Annotated in this window: 12 protein-coding genes and 1 pseudogene; 10 read left to right on the top strand and 3 right to left on the bottom strand. The window is 34.8% G+C overall.

The window, feature by feature from the left end; all coding sequences use genetic code 11:
* A pseudogene (locus H510_RS20225) lies at window positions 1-316 on the top strand (hypothetical protein); the annotation flags it as partial.
* 142 nt (window positions 317-458) lie between these two features.
* Here H510_RS20225 and H510_RS0111035 read toward each other — a convergent pair.
* From H510_RS0111035 to H510_RS18715, 3 genes are all read right to left on the bottom strand, one after another.
* A complete protein-coding gene (locus tag H510_RS0111035; RefSeq protein ID WP_026904384.1) occupies window positions 459-2066 on the bottom strand; it encodes an MFS transporter in 1608 nt (535 codons plus the stop codon).
* Window positions 2067-2137: 71 nt separating this feature from the next.
* The gene (locus tag H510_RS0111025; protein WP_026904383.1) at window positions 2138-4348 is read right to left on the bottom strand and encodes a GH92 family glycosyl hydrolase; all 2211 of its coding nucleotides are present in this window, start codon (window positions 4346-4348) and stop codon (window positions 2138-2140) included.
* A 3-nt stretch (window positions 4349-4351) separates the two neighbouring features.
* A complete protein-coding gene (locus H510_RS18715) occupies window positions 4352-5509 on the bottom strand; it encodes an esterase (protein ID WP_051291157.1) in 1158 nt (385 codons plus the stop codon).
* A gap of 192 nt (window positions 5510-5701) precedes the next feature.
* Here H510_RS18715 and H510_RS0111015 point away from each other — a divergent pair, with 192 nt between their 5' ends.
* The 9 genes from H510_RS0111015 to H510_RS0110970 all read left to right on the top strand — a co-directional run bounded on the left by H510_RS0111015 (window position 5702) and on the right by H510_RS0110970 (window position 21227).
* A complete protein-coding gene (locus H510_RS0111015) occupies window positions 5702-6733 on the top strand; it encodes a helix-turn-helix transcriptional regulator (protein ID WP_162143074.1) in 1032 nt (343 codons plus the stop codon).
* A gap of 318 nt (window positions 6734-7051) precedes the next feature.
* A complete protein-coding gene (locus tag H510_RS0111010; RefSeq protein WP_026904381.1) occupies window positions 7052-10318 on the top strand; it encodes a SusC/RagA family TonB-linked outer membrane protein in 3267 nt (1088 codons plus the stop codon).
* Window positions 10319-10336: 18 nt separating this feature from the next.
* A complete protein-coding gene (locus tag H510_RS0111005; protein WP_026904380.1) occupies window positions 10337-12016 on the top strand; it encodes a RagB/SusD family nutrient uptake outer membrane protein in 1680 nt (559 codons plus the stop codon).
* Window positions 12017-12098: 82 nt separating this feature from the next.
* Entirely contained in the window at window positions 12099-13520 is a 1422-nt protein-coding gene (locus H510_RS0111000) for a purine-cytosine permease family protein (RefSeq protein WP_026904379.1), read from the top strand.
* Window positions 13521-13730: 210 nt separating this feature from the next.
* Window positions 13731-15632, top strand: a complete 1902-nt coding sequence (locus H510_RS0110990) for an ADP-ribosylglycohydrolase family protein (protein WP_026904378.1) — start codon at window positions 13731-13733, stop codon at window positions 15630-15632.
* 51 nt (window positions 15633-15683) lie between these two features.
* Window positions 15684-17057 (top strand): sulfatase, encoded by a 1374-nt coding sequence (locus H510_RS0110985; RefSeq protein WP_162143073.1) that lies wholly within the window; start codon window positions 15684-15686, stop codon window positions 17055-17057.
* A gap of 3 nt (window positions 17058-17060) precedes the next feature.
* Window positions 17061-18569: a hypothetical protein gene (locus H510_RS0110980; RefSeq protein WP_026904376.1), complete on the top strand. Its 1509-nt coding sequence runs from the start codon at window positions 17061-17063 to the stop codon at window positions 18567-18569.
* Window positions 18570-18577: 8 nt separating this feature from the next.
* Window positions 18578-20302 (top strand): sulfatase family protein, encoded by a 1725-nt coding sequence (locus H510_RS0110975; protein WP_081659263.1) that lies wholly within the window; start codon window positions 18578-18580, stop codon window positions 20300-20302.
* 259 nt (window positions 20303-20561) lie between these two features.
* Window positions 20562-21227, top strand: coding sequence for a hypothetical protein (locus H510_RS0110970; protein WP_026904374.1), 666 nt, complete (start codon window positions 20562-20564; stop codon window positions 21225-21227).
* Window positions 21228-21231: the final 4 nt, after the last annotated feature.

Here is a 21231-nt window from a genome sequence, read left to right as displayed (position 1 = left end):
AATGAATAAAAGAAGCAAGAAAAAACCAATAACAAGAGCTGGGCAGATTTTCAAACAAGCAGCTCAAAGTCTTTTGATTAGTAAACAGCCCGGTTTAGGAGCTTTTGCAAGAAGGCTTAAATCCCGGAAAGGTTCAGGTATTGCAATTAAAGCCACAGCTAGAAAAATAGCGGAACTATACTATAGGATGTTTGATCAGGGAATGGATTATGTAGAGCAGGGAGTAAAGAAGTATGAAGAAAAACTAAAGCGGCAACAGTTGAACTTTGTTATTAAAAAAGCAAATGAGCTAAATTTGCAATTGATTGAAAATTAATATGTTATTAAAAACGTCAATGGTAGCGAAGTCGAAGGATAAGAAAAGGCTTCGACTCCGCTCAGCCTGACACAAAGTGATGATTTGAGACAGCCTCTAGCTTAGCTTTCTGCTATGTTTTTATAGAAGGAGGTTTAAATCGTTAATGCCCACCTTCTGTTTCAATTTTATTGACATCAAAGCCTTGTTTTTGTAGCTCCTTACTTACTTTCCATGCAAAAAACAATAAGTAAGCAAAGCAAATTACCGGGATGATGTAAGATAAATGGATACCGCTGTTATCGGCAAAAATGCCTTGTACCGGTGGGATAATGGCCCCTCCCAATATCATCATGATTAAAAAAGATGAACCTTGACTGGTATATTTCCCTAAACCCGTGATGGATAATGAGAAAATACATGGCCACATGATAGAGCAACATAAACCTCCGCTGATGAAAGCATAAGTTGCTGTTTGACCTGTGGTTAATAAGCCAATTAACATAGCTACAACACCTAATACAGAAAATGTAGCCAAAGTTTTTGCTGGTTTTTCCTGACTGTAAAAGAAGCCCGCTATCAATACCACAATACAAATGGCATAGATATATAAATTACCAATATCAGTACCGCTAATATGGTTAAAACCTAATATCACCGCGAAGGCAATAAAGGGAACTACTATAGTTAAAATATTTTTAACCGATTTGCTCAGGTTAAAAGCCGATATAGCACCTGTCCAACGGCCAATCATTAAGCTTCCCCAGTATAAGGAGATAAAAGGTGCTATTTCTGCCTCTGGATAAGAACCAAATGCTGGCGTATTTAACAATGCTCCAAAATTACTTTGTATACTTACCTCTACCCCTACATAGGTAAAGATGGCTAGCATCCCTAAAATTAATTGAGGATATTTCATTGCGCCCCAGCCTTCGGGCTTTTTACTTGCTGCTGTGCTTGATAAGAATAAGGTTAATACTACAATAAGTAAAGAGGCATAAACATAAATAGCTGCAGATATACCTGTCATACTTGCTAGAGGATCGGCAGCTAAAATCAATAAAAATGCGACCAACATAATAAGTAAAGGACCATTCGTTTTTTTACTGGCTTCTATATGTTCATCGCTAGTTACTTTTGGTAATTTAGATATAGCAAAGAAAATGGCTACCCCAATAAACAAACTAGCTAGGATGTAATAAAGCATATTGATAGAAGTAATTTCTACGGCTTTAGGCTCGGCACCTGCGGCTGTACCAAATAAGATAATACTTACGATAATGGGGCCTAATAAAGAACCAAAATTGTTTACACCACCGGCAAGATTTAACCTATCAGCACCAGTTTCTGGTGTGCCTAAAGCAACAGCAAAAGGATTGGCGGCTGTTTGTTGTAAGGAAAAGCCTATCGCGATAACAAAAAAAGCGGTTAGGATCAATCCGAAGGAGCCTACATTAACCGAAGGTACCATCATAAGGGCTCCCAATGCAGAAATCACCAAACCTACGATAATGCCATTCTTAAAGCCCATCTTATTTAAGATATCTACTTTAGTAATTTGTGAGGCAAAGTATAAAATTAAAGAGCCTATGAAATAACCTCCGTAAAAAGTAAAATCTATCAATTGAGACTCAAACTGGGTGAGGTTAAAATGCGTTTTACAAAACGGGATAAAAATACCGTTAGAGGCCGCTACAAAGCCCCAGAAAAAGAAAACGGTTACTAAAGTGTACAGTGCGGATGTATAACTTTTTGATGTTGGTGATGTCATATTCAAGAAATAAGAAATTTATCAGTGATAATCAAATATCACTGATAAAAATGGAAAAAGTGATAAAAAATTTAAAAGGTTTTAATAGTTAACTTTTTAGCCTTAACAAGATCTTCATGTTTAACAGAAAAAGAAGTTAATTTTTTACCATCAAGCCATATTTCTTTAATCTTTATACCTTCACCAATTTTTTGAATAGTTAATTTATCAGAACTCCAATAATCTTGAGAGAGGTTTAATATCACTTTTTTAAATTTTGGAACACTAATCTGATAAACTGGAATCCCGGGGCAATCAGGATAAATGCCAGACATTGCAAAAACTAACCATCCCGATAGCGTTCCAGCATCATCATTACCAGGGATGCCTCCTGGTTTAGTAGAGTAAGAATGATCTATGATGTGATGAACAGTTGTAGAGGTATTGTTTTCTTCTCCTTCAATATAATTATACAAGTATGGATAGCTAATATCAGGCTCATTGGTAATATCAAAATATTTTTTTGAGAAAAGTAAATCCAAACTATCCTTAAAAGGTTTATTGCCACCAAACAAAGCAATCAGCTTTTGAGGGTTATGCGGCACAAAAAATCTGTAAATCCATGCGGTACCTTCTACATAGCCATGTCCACCGCTTTTTTCCCATCTTATGTCAAAAGTTCTATCTAAGGGATTAAAAGGAGTTAACCAAGTACCATTACTGTTTTTAGGTCTGAAAAATTTTAAGCCATCATCAAATAAGGTGGTGAAATTATTACTTCTTTCTAGGTAGGTTTTTTCATCATCTTTAAAGCCCAATGCTTTAGCTATTCTTGAAATATTAAAATCAGATAGATAATATTCTTGTGAGGTTGATACTGGTCCCCATACATAACCATTGTTGAAAGAAAAAAGGGTACTATCGGCTCCACCTCTTTTATCAATAGGGATATAGCCATATTTTAGATATTCTTTTAAGCCTGGTCTTAGATAGTTTTGAGATTTTAAATAAGAACCACTTTTTAACATCCCCTCATAGGCTGATTTAATGTCGATATCTTTAATTCCCTTCAAATAGGTGTCAGCAATGACGATACTAGCAGGGTCTCCAACCATTACCCAACTTTCTTGTCCAAATAATTCCCATTTGGGTAGCCATTTCCCTTCTTTATACATGTCTATCATACTTTGGGTCATGTCTCTTTGCTGTTTAGGGTAAAGTAATGTAAATAATGGATGAACAGTTCTATAAGTATCCCATAAAGAAAAAACCGAATATCTTGTATAATCTGTTTTTTTAACAAATCTTTCTTTTTGATCTTCAGTTTGCATGGTTAAATAATCATGATTAACATCATTATAAACCATTGGGTGGATAAGAGTATGATATAAAGCCGTATAGAATTTAGTTTTATTGGTGTCAGCATCATCTTTAACTTTTACCTTACTAAGCTCTGTATTCCAGGCTTTTCTGGCTAAGTTTTTAATTTCTTTAAAAGATTTATCCTTGGGCTGTTCAGCCTCTAAGTTTTGTTTAGCATTTTCTATACTTACGAAAGATATGCCTACCAAAACCTCTATACTGGTTTCTTTAGCAAAGTTATAACTTAAATAAGCACCAACTTTCTCTCCAGATATAGTTTTATCTGTTATAAGTTGGGTACCATTAAACAATCCGGTTTTCGATGCAGGACCAATGATTTTAATGTAAAAGAATGTTTTCCTTGATAATCTAGAATCGCAAAAATTACCTTCATTTTTATAGCCTCTTATTTCATTATCGGAGATTATTTCTACTAAACCACCTTTAATATGGCTTTGTGTGGTTCCTAAATCAATAATTAGATGATTCTTTCCTTTAGGGTAGGTATATTTTGATCTGCCACTTCTTTGTGTGGCAGTCATTTGAGCTAAGATATGATGAGTTTCTAAAAAAGTACTATAGTAACCCGGTGTTGCTTGCTCATGAATATAGGTTGATTTTCCTTTTTCTACATCAGTAAAAAGATCTCCGTGAGTAGGTCTTAATAAAATACTGCCAGTTTCTGGGCACCCAACACCAGATAGTTGTAAATTACCAAAGCCTAGTAAATATTTTTCGCCATGTATGTAGGGTGTAGGGCCTTTATAAGTATTGTGCGGAACCACTGATGCTGTACCCCACGGAAGTACTGCTCCTGGATGTGTATTTCCGGCATTAGATGTTCCTATAAACGGATTTACAAATTTGCTTAAGTCTTGAGAAAAGCCTGTATAACTTAAAAATATTAAAATAGATGTGCTTAAGATGATGAACTTTTTCATGTATTATTTTTGCCAAAGTGAAGGAAGAAAGTATTCTGCTAATAAAGGACGCCACGCAAACCATGTATGGTCTACGTTTGGTAACACGATGTAAGTATGATGAATGCCTTTTTGTTTTAAAGTTAAATGGAGGTTTTGCAGTTCTTCTGCCGCTCCTCTATGTTGAGTTGTAGGGTTTATGCCTACTTTATCTATACTGCCTACACCTATAAAGAAAAGTTTCAAATTTTTATTGAATTGCTCTGGATTGGCTAATAAATCGGCCCTATCGCTTGTGAATTTTGGTAGTCCGGCACTAAATACGCCTATATAATCAAATAAATTTAAATGATTAAAGCCAATAACAGATGTTTGCATACCACCCATAGAAAGGCCAGCTATGGCTCTTCCAGATTTTTTTTGGATACAACTGTAATTGTTTTCTACAAAAGGTAAAATATTTTGAATAAAATCTTGTTCAAATAATGATGTATTATTTTGGTTTATACCACTATTATCCCTTTCTATAGCATGTCCATCTGGCATGACTATAATGCAAGGTTTTATTTTTTGGTCTGCAAGTAAATTATCAGCAATTACATTTGCAAATCCTATACTGCTCCAAGAGTGTGCTACTTCACCGGTACCATGCAAGAGGTACAAAACAGGATACTTCTTTTTGCCATCATAACCTGGAGGTGTATAAATGTATAAATCTCTGTTTTTATTAACGATGTTTGAAAAGTATACTTCTTTATGTAGGGTACCATGTGCAACATTTCTTTGAGCTAAATATCCGTTTGATAGATCTTCTATCGTAAAAGCACTACTAGGAAGTTGCGAGCCTGTAACTACTTTTTTGTTAAAAGGATCTAGTATCCTAACATCATCAACTACAAAATGATATTGATAAGTATTTGGTTTTAAAGGCCCTACTGTAATACTAAAAGTGGTACTATCTGATTTTTGCATAGCTATACCTTTAAAAGGTTTGGCTCCACTTTTGGTATAACCTAAGTAGCTCATCAAATCCCAACCACCTAAGAATACATTTTTAGCTTTTGGTGCCACTATCTGAAAAGTAACTTTACCATCATCATGTAGGATAGGTGATTTGGTTTGGGCATAAATAAGGGTGCTAAAAAAATATAGATACCCTAAAAAGAAAATTTTTTTAATCATTTTGTTTATAATTGGTGGATGAAAGTAATATTTACTTTAATTTGGCGACTTTGAATTTGCAAAACCGGATTAATAAACTATAAATTAAGACAGGTGTAACCATAACTTTACTGTAATTATTGTTTTATGTTATCAGCACTATACATTTGGGCATGTTTTCAAGGATTGTTTTTTGGGGTTTCTATTTTAATCATGAAATTCACAAGAGCCAATTTTTTTCTCTCCTTATTTTATGTGCTAACATCTGTTTATATAGGTAATCAGTATTTATTGCGCTTTGCAGATTTTCTAGATACCCATCCAGAGTTTGTATTTCTATCTGACTATATAGACATAAGTTTAGGGCCTATTGTATATATCTATATGCTGCTTATTTTAAACAGGCGTTATCCTAAACATTTGTGGTTGTATTTCTTACCTACTATTTTAGTTATACTTTTTACTTCTTATTTTTTAATTTTTAAATGGTTACCCTTTTCTTATAACCTTTATATAGGTACAGCATATCATGATATTGTTTTATTAGCTGTTGTTATTTCATATACAGTATATGCTATATTATATATTAGAAAGGTAAAGGCATATCAGTTAAAAGAATTTAATAAGAAAGAGGTGGTTGATTGGTTGAAACTCCTGTTTATCATATTTTTCTTAAAAATGATAACAGCGTACTTTATCCTAATTAAGAACCAATTTTTACCTTCCTTTAGAACGCAACTTAACCCCATACTAGAAATGGTATTGGTAATTACAGATAGTATTATACTTTTATTAGCAGGTATATATGCCCTAAAAGAACCTCAGCTTTTACAGATGGATAAAATTGAGTTGTTTAATATTACCATCTCAAAGAAGAATAAACTAAAACTTAGCGAGGAGGAAATATTACTTTATAAAAGCAATTTAAATAAAGCCATTGATATTGATAAAATTTACAAGCAATGGGATTTAAATGAGAAAGGCTTAGCTAAAGCATTAAATGTACAACCTTATATTTTATCTATATTTTTAAACGAACATTTGGGCCAAACATTTAATGAGTTTATCAACTATAAAAGAATTGAAGAGGCAAAAAAGTTATTGCTAAATCCTAAAACCATGAATGATAAAATGTATACCATTGCTTTAGAAAGTGGATACAATTCAGAATCGGTTTTTTATACCAACTTCAAAAAATTTACTGGTTTTACCCCACGCCAGTTTCAAAAATCTCAACTCAATTAGTATTTACTCCCTACACTTTATTCCACCTTGTTCTTGACTAATTAAGCCAAAAGTACAAGATAGTTTAATAAAATGCCAATATAAGTACTATATAATCTATAAACTTAATAGATATTTAATCTTAATTTTTAACATAATATCACGAGATAAGGTGTTTTTTTAGTTGTCATTTAATTCGTTGAAAATCAAAAACTTAAGATTATTTATGATGATAATTCACTTCAATTTTGCGAATCAGGAGTTACACAGCCTACTAATCAAGCATTTTTACCAAAGTCAATTACTAACCAAATTATTTACATTAAATCATTTCAACTAATGAAAAGATTATTACTCATGATCTTGCTGATTTATTCAAGTCAGCAGATTCTACTAGCACAAGACAATGTCGAGGGTAGAGTCATTTCCAAAACAGATAAGCTGCCATTGCCGGGTATATCTGTTACAATTTTAAATACAACCACAGGAGTTGTAACCAATGCCAATGGAAACTTTAGTATTAAAGCAGCCGGAAACGCTGTATTGTTGTTTTCTGGTGTTGGTTTTAAATCTTTACAAGTTCCAGTAAATAACAGAAAAACCATTTCTGTTGAGTTAGAAGACAACATATCAGCTTTAGATGAAGTTGTTGTGGTAGGTTTTGGTACGCAGAGCAGGAAAACGTTAACAGGTTCTGTATCTAAAGTAAAAGGGGAGGATATTGCAGCTATTGCTACTCCAAACTTTCAAAACTCTTTACAAGGTTTAGCTCCGGGCCTGAACGTAACAGGAACAAGCGGTATGGCAGGTGCTCCTGCCCGTATCAGGGTAAGAGGTAGTGGTTCTATTTTTTCAAATGGCGAGCCTTTATACATTATTGATGGTATTCCTGTAGAATCAGACAACTCTGGTCTTTTTGGAAATACCGGAAGAGGCGGATCTCCTCCTGCCAATCCAATGGCTAATATTGATGCTGATGAAATAGAATCGGTTGAAATCCTGAAAGATGCAGCAGCCAGTGCTATTTATGGAGCAAGAGCGGCCAATGGTGTAATTTTAATTACCACCAAAAAAGGAAAATCAGGCGTTACCAAATTTTCTGCAAATGTTTCTTATGGCGTTAACAACCCAACCAATAAAGTTTCATTTGCTAATGGTAACCAATACTTAAATTTAAGAAGAGAAGCCATACAAAACTCTATCAACACCGGTTTAACTTTTAATGGAAACTTAGGTGGTGTACCTTCTGATTATGTAAATGGTGGATATAGCCAGTTTTTTGCTAATGCAATACCTTCTTTAAATTATGACGAAAACTTAGCCATTGCCACTGCAAACCAAAATATCAATCATTTAGATGATGTGTTTAGAAAAAATGGTGCAAATTTTAGTGCAGGCGTTTCTGCTTCTGGCGGTAGTGATAAAACACAGTTCTTTACCAGTTTAAACTATGCTAAGGAAGATGGTATTTTACAACGTAATGATTTTGAAAGAATAAGTGGAAGAGTAAATTTAGATCATACAGCTTCTTCAAAATTAAAATTGGGTGCAATGATTAATGGTAGTTATACTAAAAACAACCTTTATCCAATTGGTAACCCATCTCAATTTGCTCAAGGTTTTAGCCCAGGTGGTTTCTTTAATGCCATTAACTCTGTTTTACCTATTTTTCCGCGTTTTAATGCGGACGGAACATTATTTGGCGTTCCTCAATCGGTAAATAATTTAGTTTTTCAAGATGAATTACTATTTAATAGTAGTGTAGATAACCAAAGATTTTTAAGCAATATCTACGCCGAGTACAAAATATTAAAATCATTAACTTTTAGATCAGAAGTTGGTAATGATTATATCAATCAGATAAACAGGTTTTATATGAATCCGGCTATTACTCCTGGTGGCGAGCTTGGAACCATCAGAGGTGTTAATGATTTTAGAACAAGGTCATCTAATACTATCAACAGTAATAACTTCTTCACTTTTAAACAAAGCATTAATAACGAGCATAATTTTGATTTGGTTGTAGGTAACCAATACAGTTATAACAATAACAGGTCTGCATTTATACAATCAACACAATTACCTAGTGCACCATCTTTAAATACCACTCAAGTTGCAGGTTTAGCAACCTCACAAGATAGGTTAGACCAATATTTATACTTGTCTTTCTTCTCCAGATTAAACTACAACTACAAGAGCAAATACATTTTTAGCGCTAGTTTCAGAAGAGATGGTTCTTCAAGATTTGGCGCTAATAACAGGTGGGCAAATTTCCCTTCTTTATCAGCTGGTTGGAATGTTACGGATGAGGACTTCTTATCAGACTCTAAATGGCTTTCTAATTTAAAATTGAGAGCAAGTTGGGGTTTAACAGGTAACTCAAACCCAGGTGGTGTAGAGGCAATTTCTTATGGTGGTTTTGGTGTTGGTAATGCCTTTTACGGTGGTCAAATCGGACATCCTTTAAGAAGAATTCAGGCATTAGCAGAAAACATCAGATGGGAAAGAACTGCAATGACAGACTTGGCTGCGGATTTTGGTTTATTTGATAACAGAATTACAGGGTCATATAACTATTATATTCGTAATACTACCGACTTAATTTTAGGTGCAGCGCCTTCTCCAACAAGCGGAATACTAGGAGGTAGAAACTATAGAAACGCAGGGGCTTTAAAAAATTGGGGACATGAGGTACAATTAGGTGCCAAAGTTGTTAATGGCAAAGCCTTTAATTGGAATATAAATGTTAATGTGGCATACAATCAAAATGAAGTTACTGATTTAGGAGGTTTAGACCCTAGTGCTGTAGCCTTTGGAGTTAACAGAGTTTATGTGGGCATGCCTTTAGGTACTTATTATTTGCCTAAATATTTAGGAGTAGACCCTACTACTGGATTTGAAGTATTTGCAGACGTTGTTAGAGATAATTCAGGTGCTGTTGTTCTAGATGCTAGGGGAAACAGATCTCATGATGATAATGCGAGAATTGTAGTAGATCCGTTTGGACGCGTAGCTGGCACAACTAACAATGTTAACTGGGATGCAATATCTGCCCCTATAACAGATAAACCAGGACAAGCTAATTGGACAGGAGGTGTTTCTAATACTTTCAGTTTCAAACAATTTACACTTTCAACTTTATTTACCTTTAGCTTAGGTAATTGGATTTATGATGCTGGTGCGCAAAGTCAGGCTTATATGTTGCAAGGACCAAGAAATGTTCAAAGTCAGTTTTTAGAGAACAGATGGACACAACCTGGAGATAATGCAACAAATCCTGGTTTCTTCTTTAATCCAACTTATTCTGGTCAGGCAACTACCCGTTTCCTTTACAAAGGAGATTATGCAAGATTAAGAAACTTGAGATTAAGTTATGATTTGCCAACTAAATTAACACAAAGAGCAAAAATTAACAGAGCTTCTATATTCTTAACAGCTACCAATTTGCTGACGTTTACAGATTTCCCAGGTTGGGATCCAGAAATCAGCGGAACCATAACCTTCCAAGATTTCAACAATCAGCCACAGAATATAGCACCGTCTCAAACCAATGCTGATCCTCCGCAAGCAAGAAATTTTGGCTTTGGATTTCAGTTGAATTTTTAATTTTTAAAGTATAAATCAATGAAACGATTATTTGAACATAAATACACCAAGTACCTAGTTTTGGTCTTAACCTGCTTTGTATTTGACGCCTGTAAAAAGTTTGATTTACCTCCAAATGATGAATTATCTAGTGGTGTGGTAAACCAAAGTACAGCAAATCTAGACGGAATAATTAACAGCGGTTATGGAAGGCTTATTGCACAAGGTCCGCCAACGGTAAACTCTTCATCGGTTTTTGATATGGCGCTTTATGCAGAAGCTATGGGTGCAACAAGAACTGTGTTTCCTTCACCTCAAAGTGGTGCAAATGCGGCTACCAATTTGATGTATAATTTCTCTATGCAGCCAGATAATGTTTTTTTGGCAAGATTATCAAGAAACTTATACGTACCTATTGCTAGTGCTAATAGTACCTTATTTTATATTAATAATACACCACCTGCCGATTCTGAATTTAGTAGACAAAAGGATAGGTTAATGGGTGAAGCTTATTTTATAAGAGGTTTATGTTTCTTTTATGCAGCTAGATTTTGGGCTCACCAATATGGTCATAATACCAATACGTCTGGTGGCGGTATCTTGTTACCTTTAGAACCTTCTATTGATGGTTCTGCTGGAGTTAAAAGAGCAACTATACAAGAAACTTATGACCAAATTATAAGTGATTTGCAACAAGCAGCGGCTTTATTGCCTGTGGCTTATGATGCAAACATTCACGGGGCTTTTCCTGCATATAGGTTTAGAGCTAATAAAGCAGCTGCTTTAGCGGTGTTAGCTAGGGTGTATTTCCAACAAGCAACTCCAGCAAGCTATCAATTAGCTAAAGAAACTATTGATAAAGTTATTGGCAATACACCAGGTACCATTACCGGAACGCCAGAAACGGGTAATAGGGTATATAGCTTACAAAATGATATAACTTTACCATTTAATAGTACAGGCTTTACAGCTCCGCCTGCTAATTCAGAAGAAATTTTACGTTTGGTAAATAGCACTACCGCTACCGCAGGTTATACCAATGCTTCTATTAACATTACTAATGAGTCAGGAGGAAACCCTCAAAGTAGAGGGGCAGCTAGATGGTTTTTAAACAGACCAACACCTAACCCTCCTTCAAATACTGCGGTTACCACAAGTCCTCTTTTTGATGATGTAGTTAACGATAGGAGATTTACGCAGTTAACATTCAATAATGCTTTTGCGGGAGCAATAGGAAACCAACGTTTAACACAAAAATGGGGTTTTCAAACGCAAGCTACTCTAATAGGAATGCAAACTTTCCCATTAATAAGAGCAGCAGAATTGGTGATAACCAGAGCTGAAATTAACGCTGTACAAGGAAACACTGCTTTAGCCTTAGATGATTATAATCTTATAAGAAGAAGAGCTATTACAGGCTATGTTAACCGTACTTTGTTAGACCCAGCAATTGGTGGTACTCAAGCTGGCTTGATCGCAGAAATTGTTAGAGAAAGACAAAGAGAATTACTTTTTGAAGGTTTTGATTTCTGGAGCTGGAAACGTATGTCCGCTTATAATGCAGCTAACGGAGCCATTTATCCTGCTTCACAAGTTGCACCATTAACTAGAGGAACATCAACTTTTGAGTGGAATTCTAACAGAACATTGCTGAAGTTTCATGTTGACGATTTAACATTAAACTTTCAAGTAGGTTTGGAAGCTCAAAATCCAAATTAACCCATTTATTTAAGGTTGCTTAAAAGCTAATTATATAGCTTTTAAGCAACCTTTTTTTACAATATAAATCTCTAAAATTTTTATGTCTGATAATACTGCGACATCTATAAGTGATCAGTTAGATGCAATTAATGATTATGAAAGAGAACCTGTACCTGCATCTAAAGTTAAAGGATTTAAAGATTTTTTAGCTCTGGTAGCCAGCGAGCACATTGCAGGGACAGAATTTGTTATTGGGCCATTATTTGTTTTACATGGCGCAACAGCTTCAGATGTTATATTAGGTCTTTTGGTAGGAAATATATTGGCCACATTAAGTTGGACATTAATTTGTGCACCTCTTGCCGTGAAAACGCGTTTAACGCTTTTTTATCAATTAGAAAGAATAAGTGGATATAAGTTAGTTTCTATTTTTAACGGAATATCAGGTATACAAGCATGTGTTTTTGCAGCTTTTATGGCTGTTGTTTCTGCCGGTGCAATTTCATTGGTCTTGGGTTTAGAAACACCAAGTTTCTCTCAAATGCTGCCAAGTGGTATTACCTGGGTTGTATTGGTAACTGTTTTGGTAGCGCTTATAACCGTAATAGCTATTCAAGGGATTGATTTGGTTTCAAAATTTGCAACCATCAGCACCCCATGGATGCCCTGGGTTTTCTTAGCTTCGGGCATTGCTACCTTACCTCAATTGGGTGTTCATTCTTTTAGTGATTTCTGGACCGTAGCTAATACCACCATTTGGACAGGTACACCGGTAGAAGGCATGTCAAAATATAATTTTTGGCATATCATGTTTTTTGCATGGCTTTGCAATACTGCTATGCACATTGGTTTAGCAGATACTTTTATATATAGATATGCTAAGAAATCGTACTATGGTATTGCCTCTTTTGGAGGGATGTTTATAGGGCATTTTATGGCGTGGATAGCTTCGGGGATACTTTGCGCAGCAGCATTACAAGCAGGTATTTCAGACCCTACTCCGGGTCAGGTAGCAGGTATAGGAGCTGGTATAGCCGGAATTATATGTGTAGTTATTGCGGGCTGGACAACCGCCAATCCAACTTTGTATCGGGCTGGTTTAGCTATACAAGGTATTTTTCCATCAACAAAAAGATGGAAAATAACAGCTTGGTTGGGCGTAGCAGCTGCTTTAATGGCTTCATTCCCTGGTATTGTTTCCAAACTAGATAATTTATTAGCATGGTTTGCCTTAATTGCTGCACCCGTTGGGGCTATTGTGGTTCTGGAGGTTTATGTATTTAAAAAACTTAATCTCGAGACAGATTATTCTCATCACAGAAACGGGAAAATGAACTGGGCCGTTGCAGCTACATGGATAATTTCGGTAACGCTTTGCTACCTTATTTATTTAGGGCTAGAGCTAGATTTTTTCTTTTTTATGGCTATACCGGGTTGGTTTATTGCAGCCATAGTTTACTTGTTTTTATGCAAGTTAAGACAAATGAAACAGCCAAAAAACATCATCAAAGATTCATTATAAACATTACAAGATGGCAAATTACCCGATAAAAATCATATTAAAAACGCTATCCTATTTGGGGTTATTATTTACGGCAGTACCAGCTTTTTTATCATTTCATGGTCTTATAACTTTTAAGCAATATGAAATTTTTATGATTATAGGCGCTTTTATGTGGTTTTTAAGTGCACCATTTTGGGTGACAAAAAAAGATAAGATATAATAAATAAAATGACACAATTAACATACGATAAGTATTACGATAAAGTATTAGGTGGCTGGGTTGGTAAATGTGCCGGAGGAATTCTGGGAGCTCCAATAGAAGGGTTTAAACACTTTAATGCTATTGAAATTAGCGATAAATTATTTGAAACTAATTTTGCTAATGATGATTTGGATCTCCAAGTATTGTGGCTGGATATGGTGATGAAAAAATCTGTTCATATCAATGAAAAAGATTTTGCACAGCACTGGAAAAATTTTGTTGGCTTCCCTTGGAATGAATACGGTATTGCAACTAGAAATTTAAATATCGGTATTATACCTCCAGAAAGTGGCCGATTGAATAATTATTATTGGAAAAGCAGTATGGGCTGCCCTATAAGAAGCGAGTTGTGGGGAATGCTGTGCCCTGGCATGCCAGAAAAAGCAGCTTATTATGCTGGTTTAGATGGTAGTTTAGATCATAGCGGTTTTAGTGTAGAAGCAGAACAATATTTTTCTGTTTGTGCTTCCATTGCATTTTTTGAGACCGATATCTTGCAGGTATTAAGAAAAGCTTTAGGATACATACCCAAAGATGGTTCTATGTATGCGTTGGTTATTAAAGTTTTGGATTGGTGCGGCCAGCATGATGCAGAAAAAGTAATGTATAAGATTAAAAGTTTCTATGGTGACGCTGATTTTACATCGGCCCCAATGAACATCGCTTTTACCATACTTACCCTGGCAACATCTAACACTGATTTTAATTGTATTGCACAAGCACTACACATGGGGCATGATAGCGATTGTATAGTGGCCACAGCAGGTGCTTTAATTGGTATAATTAAAGGATATGAGAACATTCCAACCCTATGGAAAGAGCGTGTAGGCGAAGAAATCTTGATTAGCGAAGCTATTATAGACATTTATAAGCCCGCAACCATATTTGAGCTAACAGCAGCAACCTGTAAAGAGGGAATGAAATTTTGCCAGTATTTTGATCATGATGCTATATCAGATAACCATGCCGTCTTAAATATTCCTCATCCGCCTTATCAAGTTAAAGTAGAGTTTCCTTTATGGGATGATAGTTGTTTTGTGCCTCATCAAATCATCAGAATTTATTTTACTGATAAACAAAACTCTTCGAAGCTTTCTTTTTCACTTAAAGATGATCAGGACAAACTCATCAATAAAATCGATAAATTAAAAATAGATTCGGATGATTTTATCATCGATTTTGAAGTCAATTTACCAACTCCAACATCCTATAAAAATGCTTTTCGTTATCAGTTGTTGATTGCGCAAGACGATGTGCAGTTGCATGAAATAGCTGTTAATATGCCTTACTATGGTTCTTGGGCTCTTTTAGGGCCCTTTATTGAGGATGATAAAAAACTTATTCCGTGTGATGAGACTTATCCCGAACATGGTATGAGCAGTATGCCATCAACCATTTACATGAACCATGATCAAGTTAATATCCAAAAGGATTTTATTAAGGTTAATACCATTAAAGAACTACTTGCTGATCGAGCAGCTCAGCCATTCCATATAGATACTATACATGCCAGTTCTTTCAATATTCCGGTAGATAAATTCTTTTATGGAAAAGGAGAAAAAACCTTGTTTTTATATAGTAATCTAACATTCTCTTCTGCAATAAAACTTTGGGTTTGCATGGGCTGCACTAGTTATTTAACTGTATTTGTTAACGGAAAAGAGGTTTATAAAAGCTTAGAAATTAAAAGATGTTGGCCTGCTGCACATGTTTTTTTACAAGAATTTAATGAGGGCGAAAATGAGATTTGTATAAGGTTAGATACTTTAACAGATGAAACCAGAATAGAATTCGGGCTAAAAGATTTCAAAGGAGAACACCATCATCAAAGTCAGTGGAGTACCATTGTACCATTTTTAAACTATTAATAAGGAGAGATGAAGGCGAACATACTTCATCTCTATATAAAACAAAAAGAAATGAAAGTTTTAAAAACATCTTTGTTAATACTTACAGTTTCTGCGCAAATAGCCTTCTCGCAAACAAAACCCAATATTGTTTTAATTATAGCCGATGATTTAGGCAGGAATGATTTAGGATGTTATGGAAATAAATTTATAGAAACACCCCATATCAATCATATAGCCTCAAAATCTATCCTTTTTAAAAATGCCTACTCGGCTGCTCCAGTTTGCTCTCCAACAAGATCCAGTATTTTAACAGGCCAATATCCTGCAAGATTAGGTTTAACTAATTTTATTGATGGAAAAAAGACAGATGACAGTTCACCTGTTATGCCTGCACATTACATCAATTATTTACCCTATGAAGTGCAAACATTACCAGAATATCTCAAAAAAGAAGGCTATCAAACTGCACTAATAGGAAAATGGCATTTAGGAGAAAATACACATCCTACACTAAGTTATCCAGGAAAAAATGGTTTTGATAAGGTAGCCCATTATGATTACGGTCTAATCCCTGAAAACGACTCTTATGTTTGGATAAAAGGTGTAGATAGCACTGGAAACCGTTACAGGCTTCCTCAAATAACACAAATGATTACCAAAGATGCCATATCTTATTTAGATACTGTTGGTAAAAGTCCTTTCTTTCTTATGCTTACACATTACAATCCTCATTTACCATTACAGCCACAAGAGCATTTAAAAAATAAATATCAAAAGAAATACAACCCTTATGGTAAAGATATTAATCCGTTATATGCTGCTATGGTAGAAGAATTAGACCAAAATATAGGTTTAGTATGGAGCAAGTTAAAGCAAAAAGGGTTGCTTAAAAACACCATCGTTATCTTTCTTTCAGATAATGGGGGTGTTGTTACAGATGAGGCTGGAGATTTGAAACCAACCACTTCAGCACCTTTAAGAAATGGAAAAGGTACACTTTATGAAGGCGGAATAAGAATTCCTTTGTTAATTTATCATCCATCACAAAAAAAAGGATGTGTGAGTAATACCCTTGTAAGCACTATTGATTATTTACCAACCTTATTAGATTGGACAAATAGTGCTAAGCCAACCTTTACCGTTGATGGTACAAGTTTTGCCAATATCATCAAAAATCCAGATTTAATTCGTTCTCAACCTCAGTTTTTTCACTACCCACATTTTAGTAATCAAGGTGGGCGCCCTACATCCGCCATACGTTTAAATGATTTTAAACTTATTCAATCTTTAGAAGACTCATCTGTACAACTATTTAATTTAAAATCAGACGAAAGCGAAACCAAAGATATTTCAGCTCAAGAACCTGAGATTACTCAGAAAATGTTAAATCTTTTAAACCAATGGCGCTTTCAGGTGAAAGCAACTATGCCCACAAAAAAGTAAACCATGAAAAAAATAGGCATTCAATTTTTGATAATTAGCTTTTTAGCGATAACAGCTTGTGCACAGGAAATACAGTTAAGTAAAGGTATATCTCATAACATCAAGTCTAATTATGTAGGCTTAAATGGTAATGTTGGCACCAATAATATGCCTTGGGATAATAATAATTTGCTAAATGGTTTTGTAAAATCCGGAGCTAGAACCATCAGGTATCCTGCGGGTACCATCGCCAATACTTGGGATTGGGATAGAGGATGGATAGACCCCACTGTACCCGATAGTTTATTAATCAATTGGGTAGTAGCAGAAGGTTGGAAAAACTTCAAAATCAGTTATCCTCTAGAGAATTTTAAAAAAGCCATAGATGCCAGCAAAGCAGAACCCGTATATGTGCTAAACATGTTATCTAAAGATTTAGAACACTCTTTAAGAGGCTTACGTAGGGCAAAAGCTTTAGGTTTACCGGTAAAATATGTGGAAATGGGTAATGAGCTTTATTTTAATCTTAAACTAGAGATGTCTAGGTTTCCAACACCAGAAGACTATGGTAAAACCTGTTACGAATGGATTAAAGCTATTAAAGAAGAATTCCCAGAGGTAAAATGCGCTGTTGTTAGTTGGGAAGCTGTGAGAAGCGAGAGACATAAGAACTGGACAGAGCGTGTACTCAAATATGCAACCAATGCCGATGCCGTTATTTTTCATGTTTATACTCCTTTTGGTTTAGATGGAGCACAAGAACGGACAAATAATCAAGCCGGACAAGAAGGGCTAACTACTGGAGGCAACCTAAGTAACAATCTTAAATTAAGGCAGCAGCAAGAATTAGCATTGCTTCATGTGGATAGCAATTTTTATAAAATGATGCTAAAAGCACTAGAAGTAGCTAATAGGCATAAAGAGATGCGTGTCCCTTTGGATAAAAAAATATGGGCTACAGAGTTTAATGTTAGAGCAGATAATAGCGCCATTAGAGGGACTTGGGCCAACACTTTGTTTATCAGTACTTTTTATTTGGCGTTTTTGAAAAATCCACAAATAGAAATTACACACCTTCATAATATTATTGGACCTATATTTGGCGCTCTTTACAATAATGATAGAGGTTTTAGTCATCTACAAAATGAGAAGATAGTTAGCAAACCATGGTCTTTAAGCGCAGGCGGATTGGCCATGAAAACATTTGCACAATTAACCCAAACAGGGGGCGAAGCCACTGAAATTATTTTTAAAAATAATACGTTATTAGCAAGTACGCATCATCAATCGCTAGAAGCTTTACAAGGCTGGATTGTAAGTCATCCATCATCATCAAGAGCTATCATTATCAATTTTTCATCCCAAAAAAGGAAAATTACAATACCTGATTTTTTATATAAACATCATTATAATATGCAAAGTGCAGCATTACAACATTATGTAATGGATACTGAAGGTTTAAAAATAATCACAGGAATTACAAATAAAGAATTGATTTTAGAACCCTACAGCATCACTACTTTTTTAAAATAATTGAGCTTATGATTTTTAATAAATTTATAAATACCCCAGCCAAAAAGCTAAGTAAATTAATGGCTTTCATGCTATGTTTTGGAGCCCCAGTTAGTACTTACGCCCAAGAAGAAAAGCCTAATATCGTTTGGATCATGGCGGAAGATATTAATAACCATTTGGGGAGCTATGGTGAGGAAGTAGTACATACCCCAAATATAGATTGGTTAGCAAAAAATGGCGTTCAATATCAAAATGCTTTTACTGTTTCCGGAGTTTGTGCGCCTAGTAGGGCAGCTATTGTTACCGGTATGTACAGTACCAGTATAGGCACACAACACATGAGGCAAGCCAAAAGCCTTACACCTTATGCAGGGGTGCCTTTTTACAATGCAGTGCCTCCGGCTTATGTAAAAGCATTTACAGAGTATCTTAGGGCAAATAATTATTTCTGCACCAATAGCTTTAAAACAGATTATCAGTTTGGAACCCCCTTTACCGTTTGGGATAGCCATACTTTAACAGCTGGTTGGTGGGATAGAGAAGATAAAAATCAGCCTTTTTTTTCATGTTTTACCTACCAAACTACTCATGAAATCAATACTTGGCCCGATAGTACCAAGCTTAGGTTTTTTAAAGAATTTAATGTTGATTTAAAGCGCTTGGAAGAAGATGTAAAATCAAGACCCGTTTTAGAAGAAAAGTATATCATTAATCCGGCAAAAGTTAAATTACCTCCTTACTATCCGGATGATACAATTGTAAGACAAGATTACGCCAGACACCTCACCAATATAAATAGGATGGATACTCAGATTGGTAAATTAATCAATAGGCTTAAAGCCGATGGATTACTAGACAATACCATCATATTTTTTATGGGCGATAATGGTGACGGCTTACCAAGAAGTAAAAGATGGATGAATGATGGAGGAATACATGTACCCTTAATTATTTATACTCCAGAAAAGTGGAAAAACAAGATAAAAGGTCAATTAAGCGGTATAAATGAAGAACTTGTCAGTTTTGTGGACCTAGCGCCAACTGTACTTTCTATCGCTGATATACCTATTCCTAATCATATACAAGGGCAAGCATTTTTGGGCAAACAAAAATCAGCACAAGCCCGAACTTATATTTTTGCCGGTAGAGATAGGATGGATGCTAAGTACGATTTACAAAGAGCCGTTAGAACTAAACAATTTAAATACATTAAAAATTATTGGCCCGATACCGCTTATAATCAGTATTTAGATTTTATGTATCAAGCCCCTATCATGAAAAGAATTGATAGTTTATACCATAGCAAAAGCCTTAATAGCGTTCAGTCTGCATGGATGGAAGCATCCAAGCCAGTAGAAGAATTATATGATGTGATAAAAGATCCATTTGAGCTTCAAAACTTAGCCTTACAACCAGCATATCAAGCTGTATTAGACACTATGCGTACAGCATTGTACAATTGGCAGAAGAAATACGGAGATTGGTTAGATACTCCAGAAATTATACAAGCCGAAAAAATGTGGCCTGGTGGTAAGCAGCCCTTAACATCTTTACCAGAATACGAGCAAAAAGATGGTTTCATTAACTTAAAATGCAAAACAGAAGGAGCTTCTATAGCCTACAAATACGATGGAGATAAATATTGGAAGCTGTATAATAAGCCTTTTAAATCCATGAAAAAAGATATAGAAGTAAAAGCTGTAAGGTATGGATACAAAGAAAGCGATGTTATAACTATTGCGAGTAAATAAATTTGATAATGAATATTGTCAAATAAGACAGTCAAATACCTTTTTTACCAGATCAATACTAAGCGGTTCGAGATGTTAGCTTGCTCATCTCGAACTTCAAATAAAAAGCGATTTGTAATCCGGAAATAAGTGCTTTATCAATAATCGTTATCATGATTTGGTAAGCAATTATAAGAAGTTATGGAGAAGAATTAAGTAAATTGCGTAATTTGTATTGCTTAAAAGAATAAACAATTTAAAACAGAAATAATCTATCAAAATGAAAATTTTCAAGATTGCCATTAGTGTCATCTGCATTTTATGCCTAGGAAGTTGTGCTGTTAAATTACCTTTAAACAAACAGTTTTATGAATCTAAGAAAGTAGGTATTATCATAGATGTAGATAGCATTGGGTTAGCAAAAGCAGGCGCACAAGGTCTTTTAGATATGGCTTTAACACCAGGTGATAAGTATACCAAGCCACTTCAAACCATAGAGCCGCAGGTTAATCCATTCTCATTACTTAAGAATGAGATTTCTGATATTTTAAAATCAAGAAATAAAGATTTTATACTCATTGATATCAATTTAAAAGATGAAAATTTTAGCAAATTTGACACACCTGATACTGATAAAAAATATTACAAAAAAGATATTAGAGCTTTAAAATCAAAATATAATGTTGATGAAATATTATACGCAGAAGTAAAATACGGTATACTCGTAAGTTATTATAGCATGATTGAAATAGATAGACAGGGCTATATGAATATCTCAACCAGTATCATTGATTTACAAGATAATTCATTATTATTATCAGACCGTATCAGTTCTGTTGCTCCTATTAAAGGGAATTGGAAAAAGGAGCCTGAATATTTAAATTTAAAAACCTCGATTCAAAATGCTATAGATAAGACTATTACCACTTGGAAAACAAAATTTTAATCAT

It is taken from the genome of Pedobacter glucosidilyticus DSM 23534 (genome assembly GCF_000425145.1).
Classification (GTDB): Bacteria; Bacteroidota; Bacteroidia; order Sphingobacteriales; family Sphingobacteriaceae; genus Pseudopedobacter; species Pseudopedobacter glucosidilyticus.
This window is presented reverse-complemented; position numbering and strand designations above follow the sequence as displayed.

What these genes read in the sequence shown, in the direction of transcription:
- H510_RS0111035 (WP_026904384.1), bottom strand. Translation starts at nt 2,066, where the DNA reads ATGACATCACCAACATCAAAAAGTTATACATCCGCACTGTACACTTTA.
- H510_RS0111025 (WP_026904383.1), bottom strand. Translation starts at nt 4,348, where the DNA reads ATGAAAAAGTTCATCATCTTAAGCACATCTATTTTAATATTTTTAAGT.
- H510_RS18715 (WP_051291157.1), bottom strand. Translation starts at nt 5,509, where the DNA reads ATGATTAAAAAAATTTTCTTTTTAGGGTATCTATATTTTTTTAGCACC.
- H510_RS0111015 (WP_162143074.1), top strand. Translation starts at nt 5,702, where the DNA reads ATGAAATTCACAAGAGCCAATTTTTTTCTCTCCTTATTTTATGTGCTA.
- H510_RS0111010 (WP_026904381.1), top strand. Translation starts at nt 7,052, where the DNA reads ATGAAAAGATTATTACTCATGATCTTGCTGATTTATTCAAGTCAGCAG.
- H510_RS0111005 (WP_026904380.1), top strand. Translation starts at nt 10,337, where the DNA reads ATGAAACGATTATTTGAACATAAATACACCAAGTACCTAGTTTTGGTC.
- H510_RS0111000 (WP_026904379.1), top strand. Translation starts at nt 12,099, where the DNA reads ATGTCTGATAATACTGCGACATCTATAAGTGATCAGTTAGATGCAATT.
- H510_RS0110990 (WP_026904378.1), top strand. Translation starts at nt 13,731, where the DNA reads ATGACACAATTAACATACGATAAGTATTACGATAAAGTATTAGGTGGC.
- H510_RS0110985 (WP_162143073.1), top strand. Translation starts at nt 15,684, where the DNA reads ATGAAAGTTTTAAAAACATCTTTGTTAATACTTACAGTTTCTGCGCAA.
- H510_RS0110980 (WP_026904376.1), top strand. Translation starts at nt 17,061, where the DNA reads ATGAAAAAAATAGGCATTCAATTTTTGATAATTAGCTTTTTAGCGATA.
- H510_RS0110975 (WP_081659263.1), top strand. Translation starts at nt 18,578, where the DNA reads ATGATTTTTAATAAATTTATAAATACCCCAGCCAAAAAGCTAAGTAAA.
- H510_RS0110970 (WP_026904374.1), top strand. Translation starts at nt 20,562, where the DNA reads ATGAAAATTTTCAAGATTGCCATTAGTGTCATCTGCATTTTATGCCTA.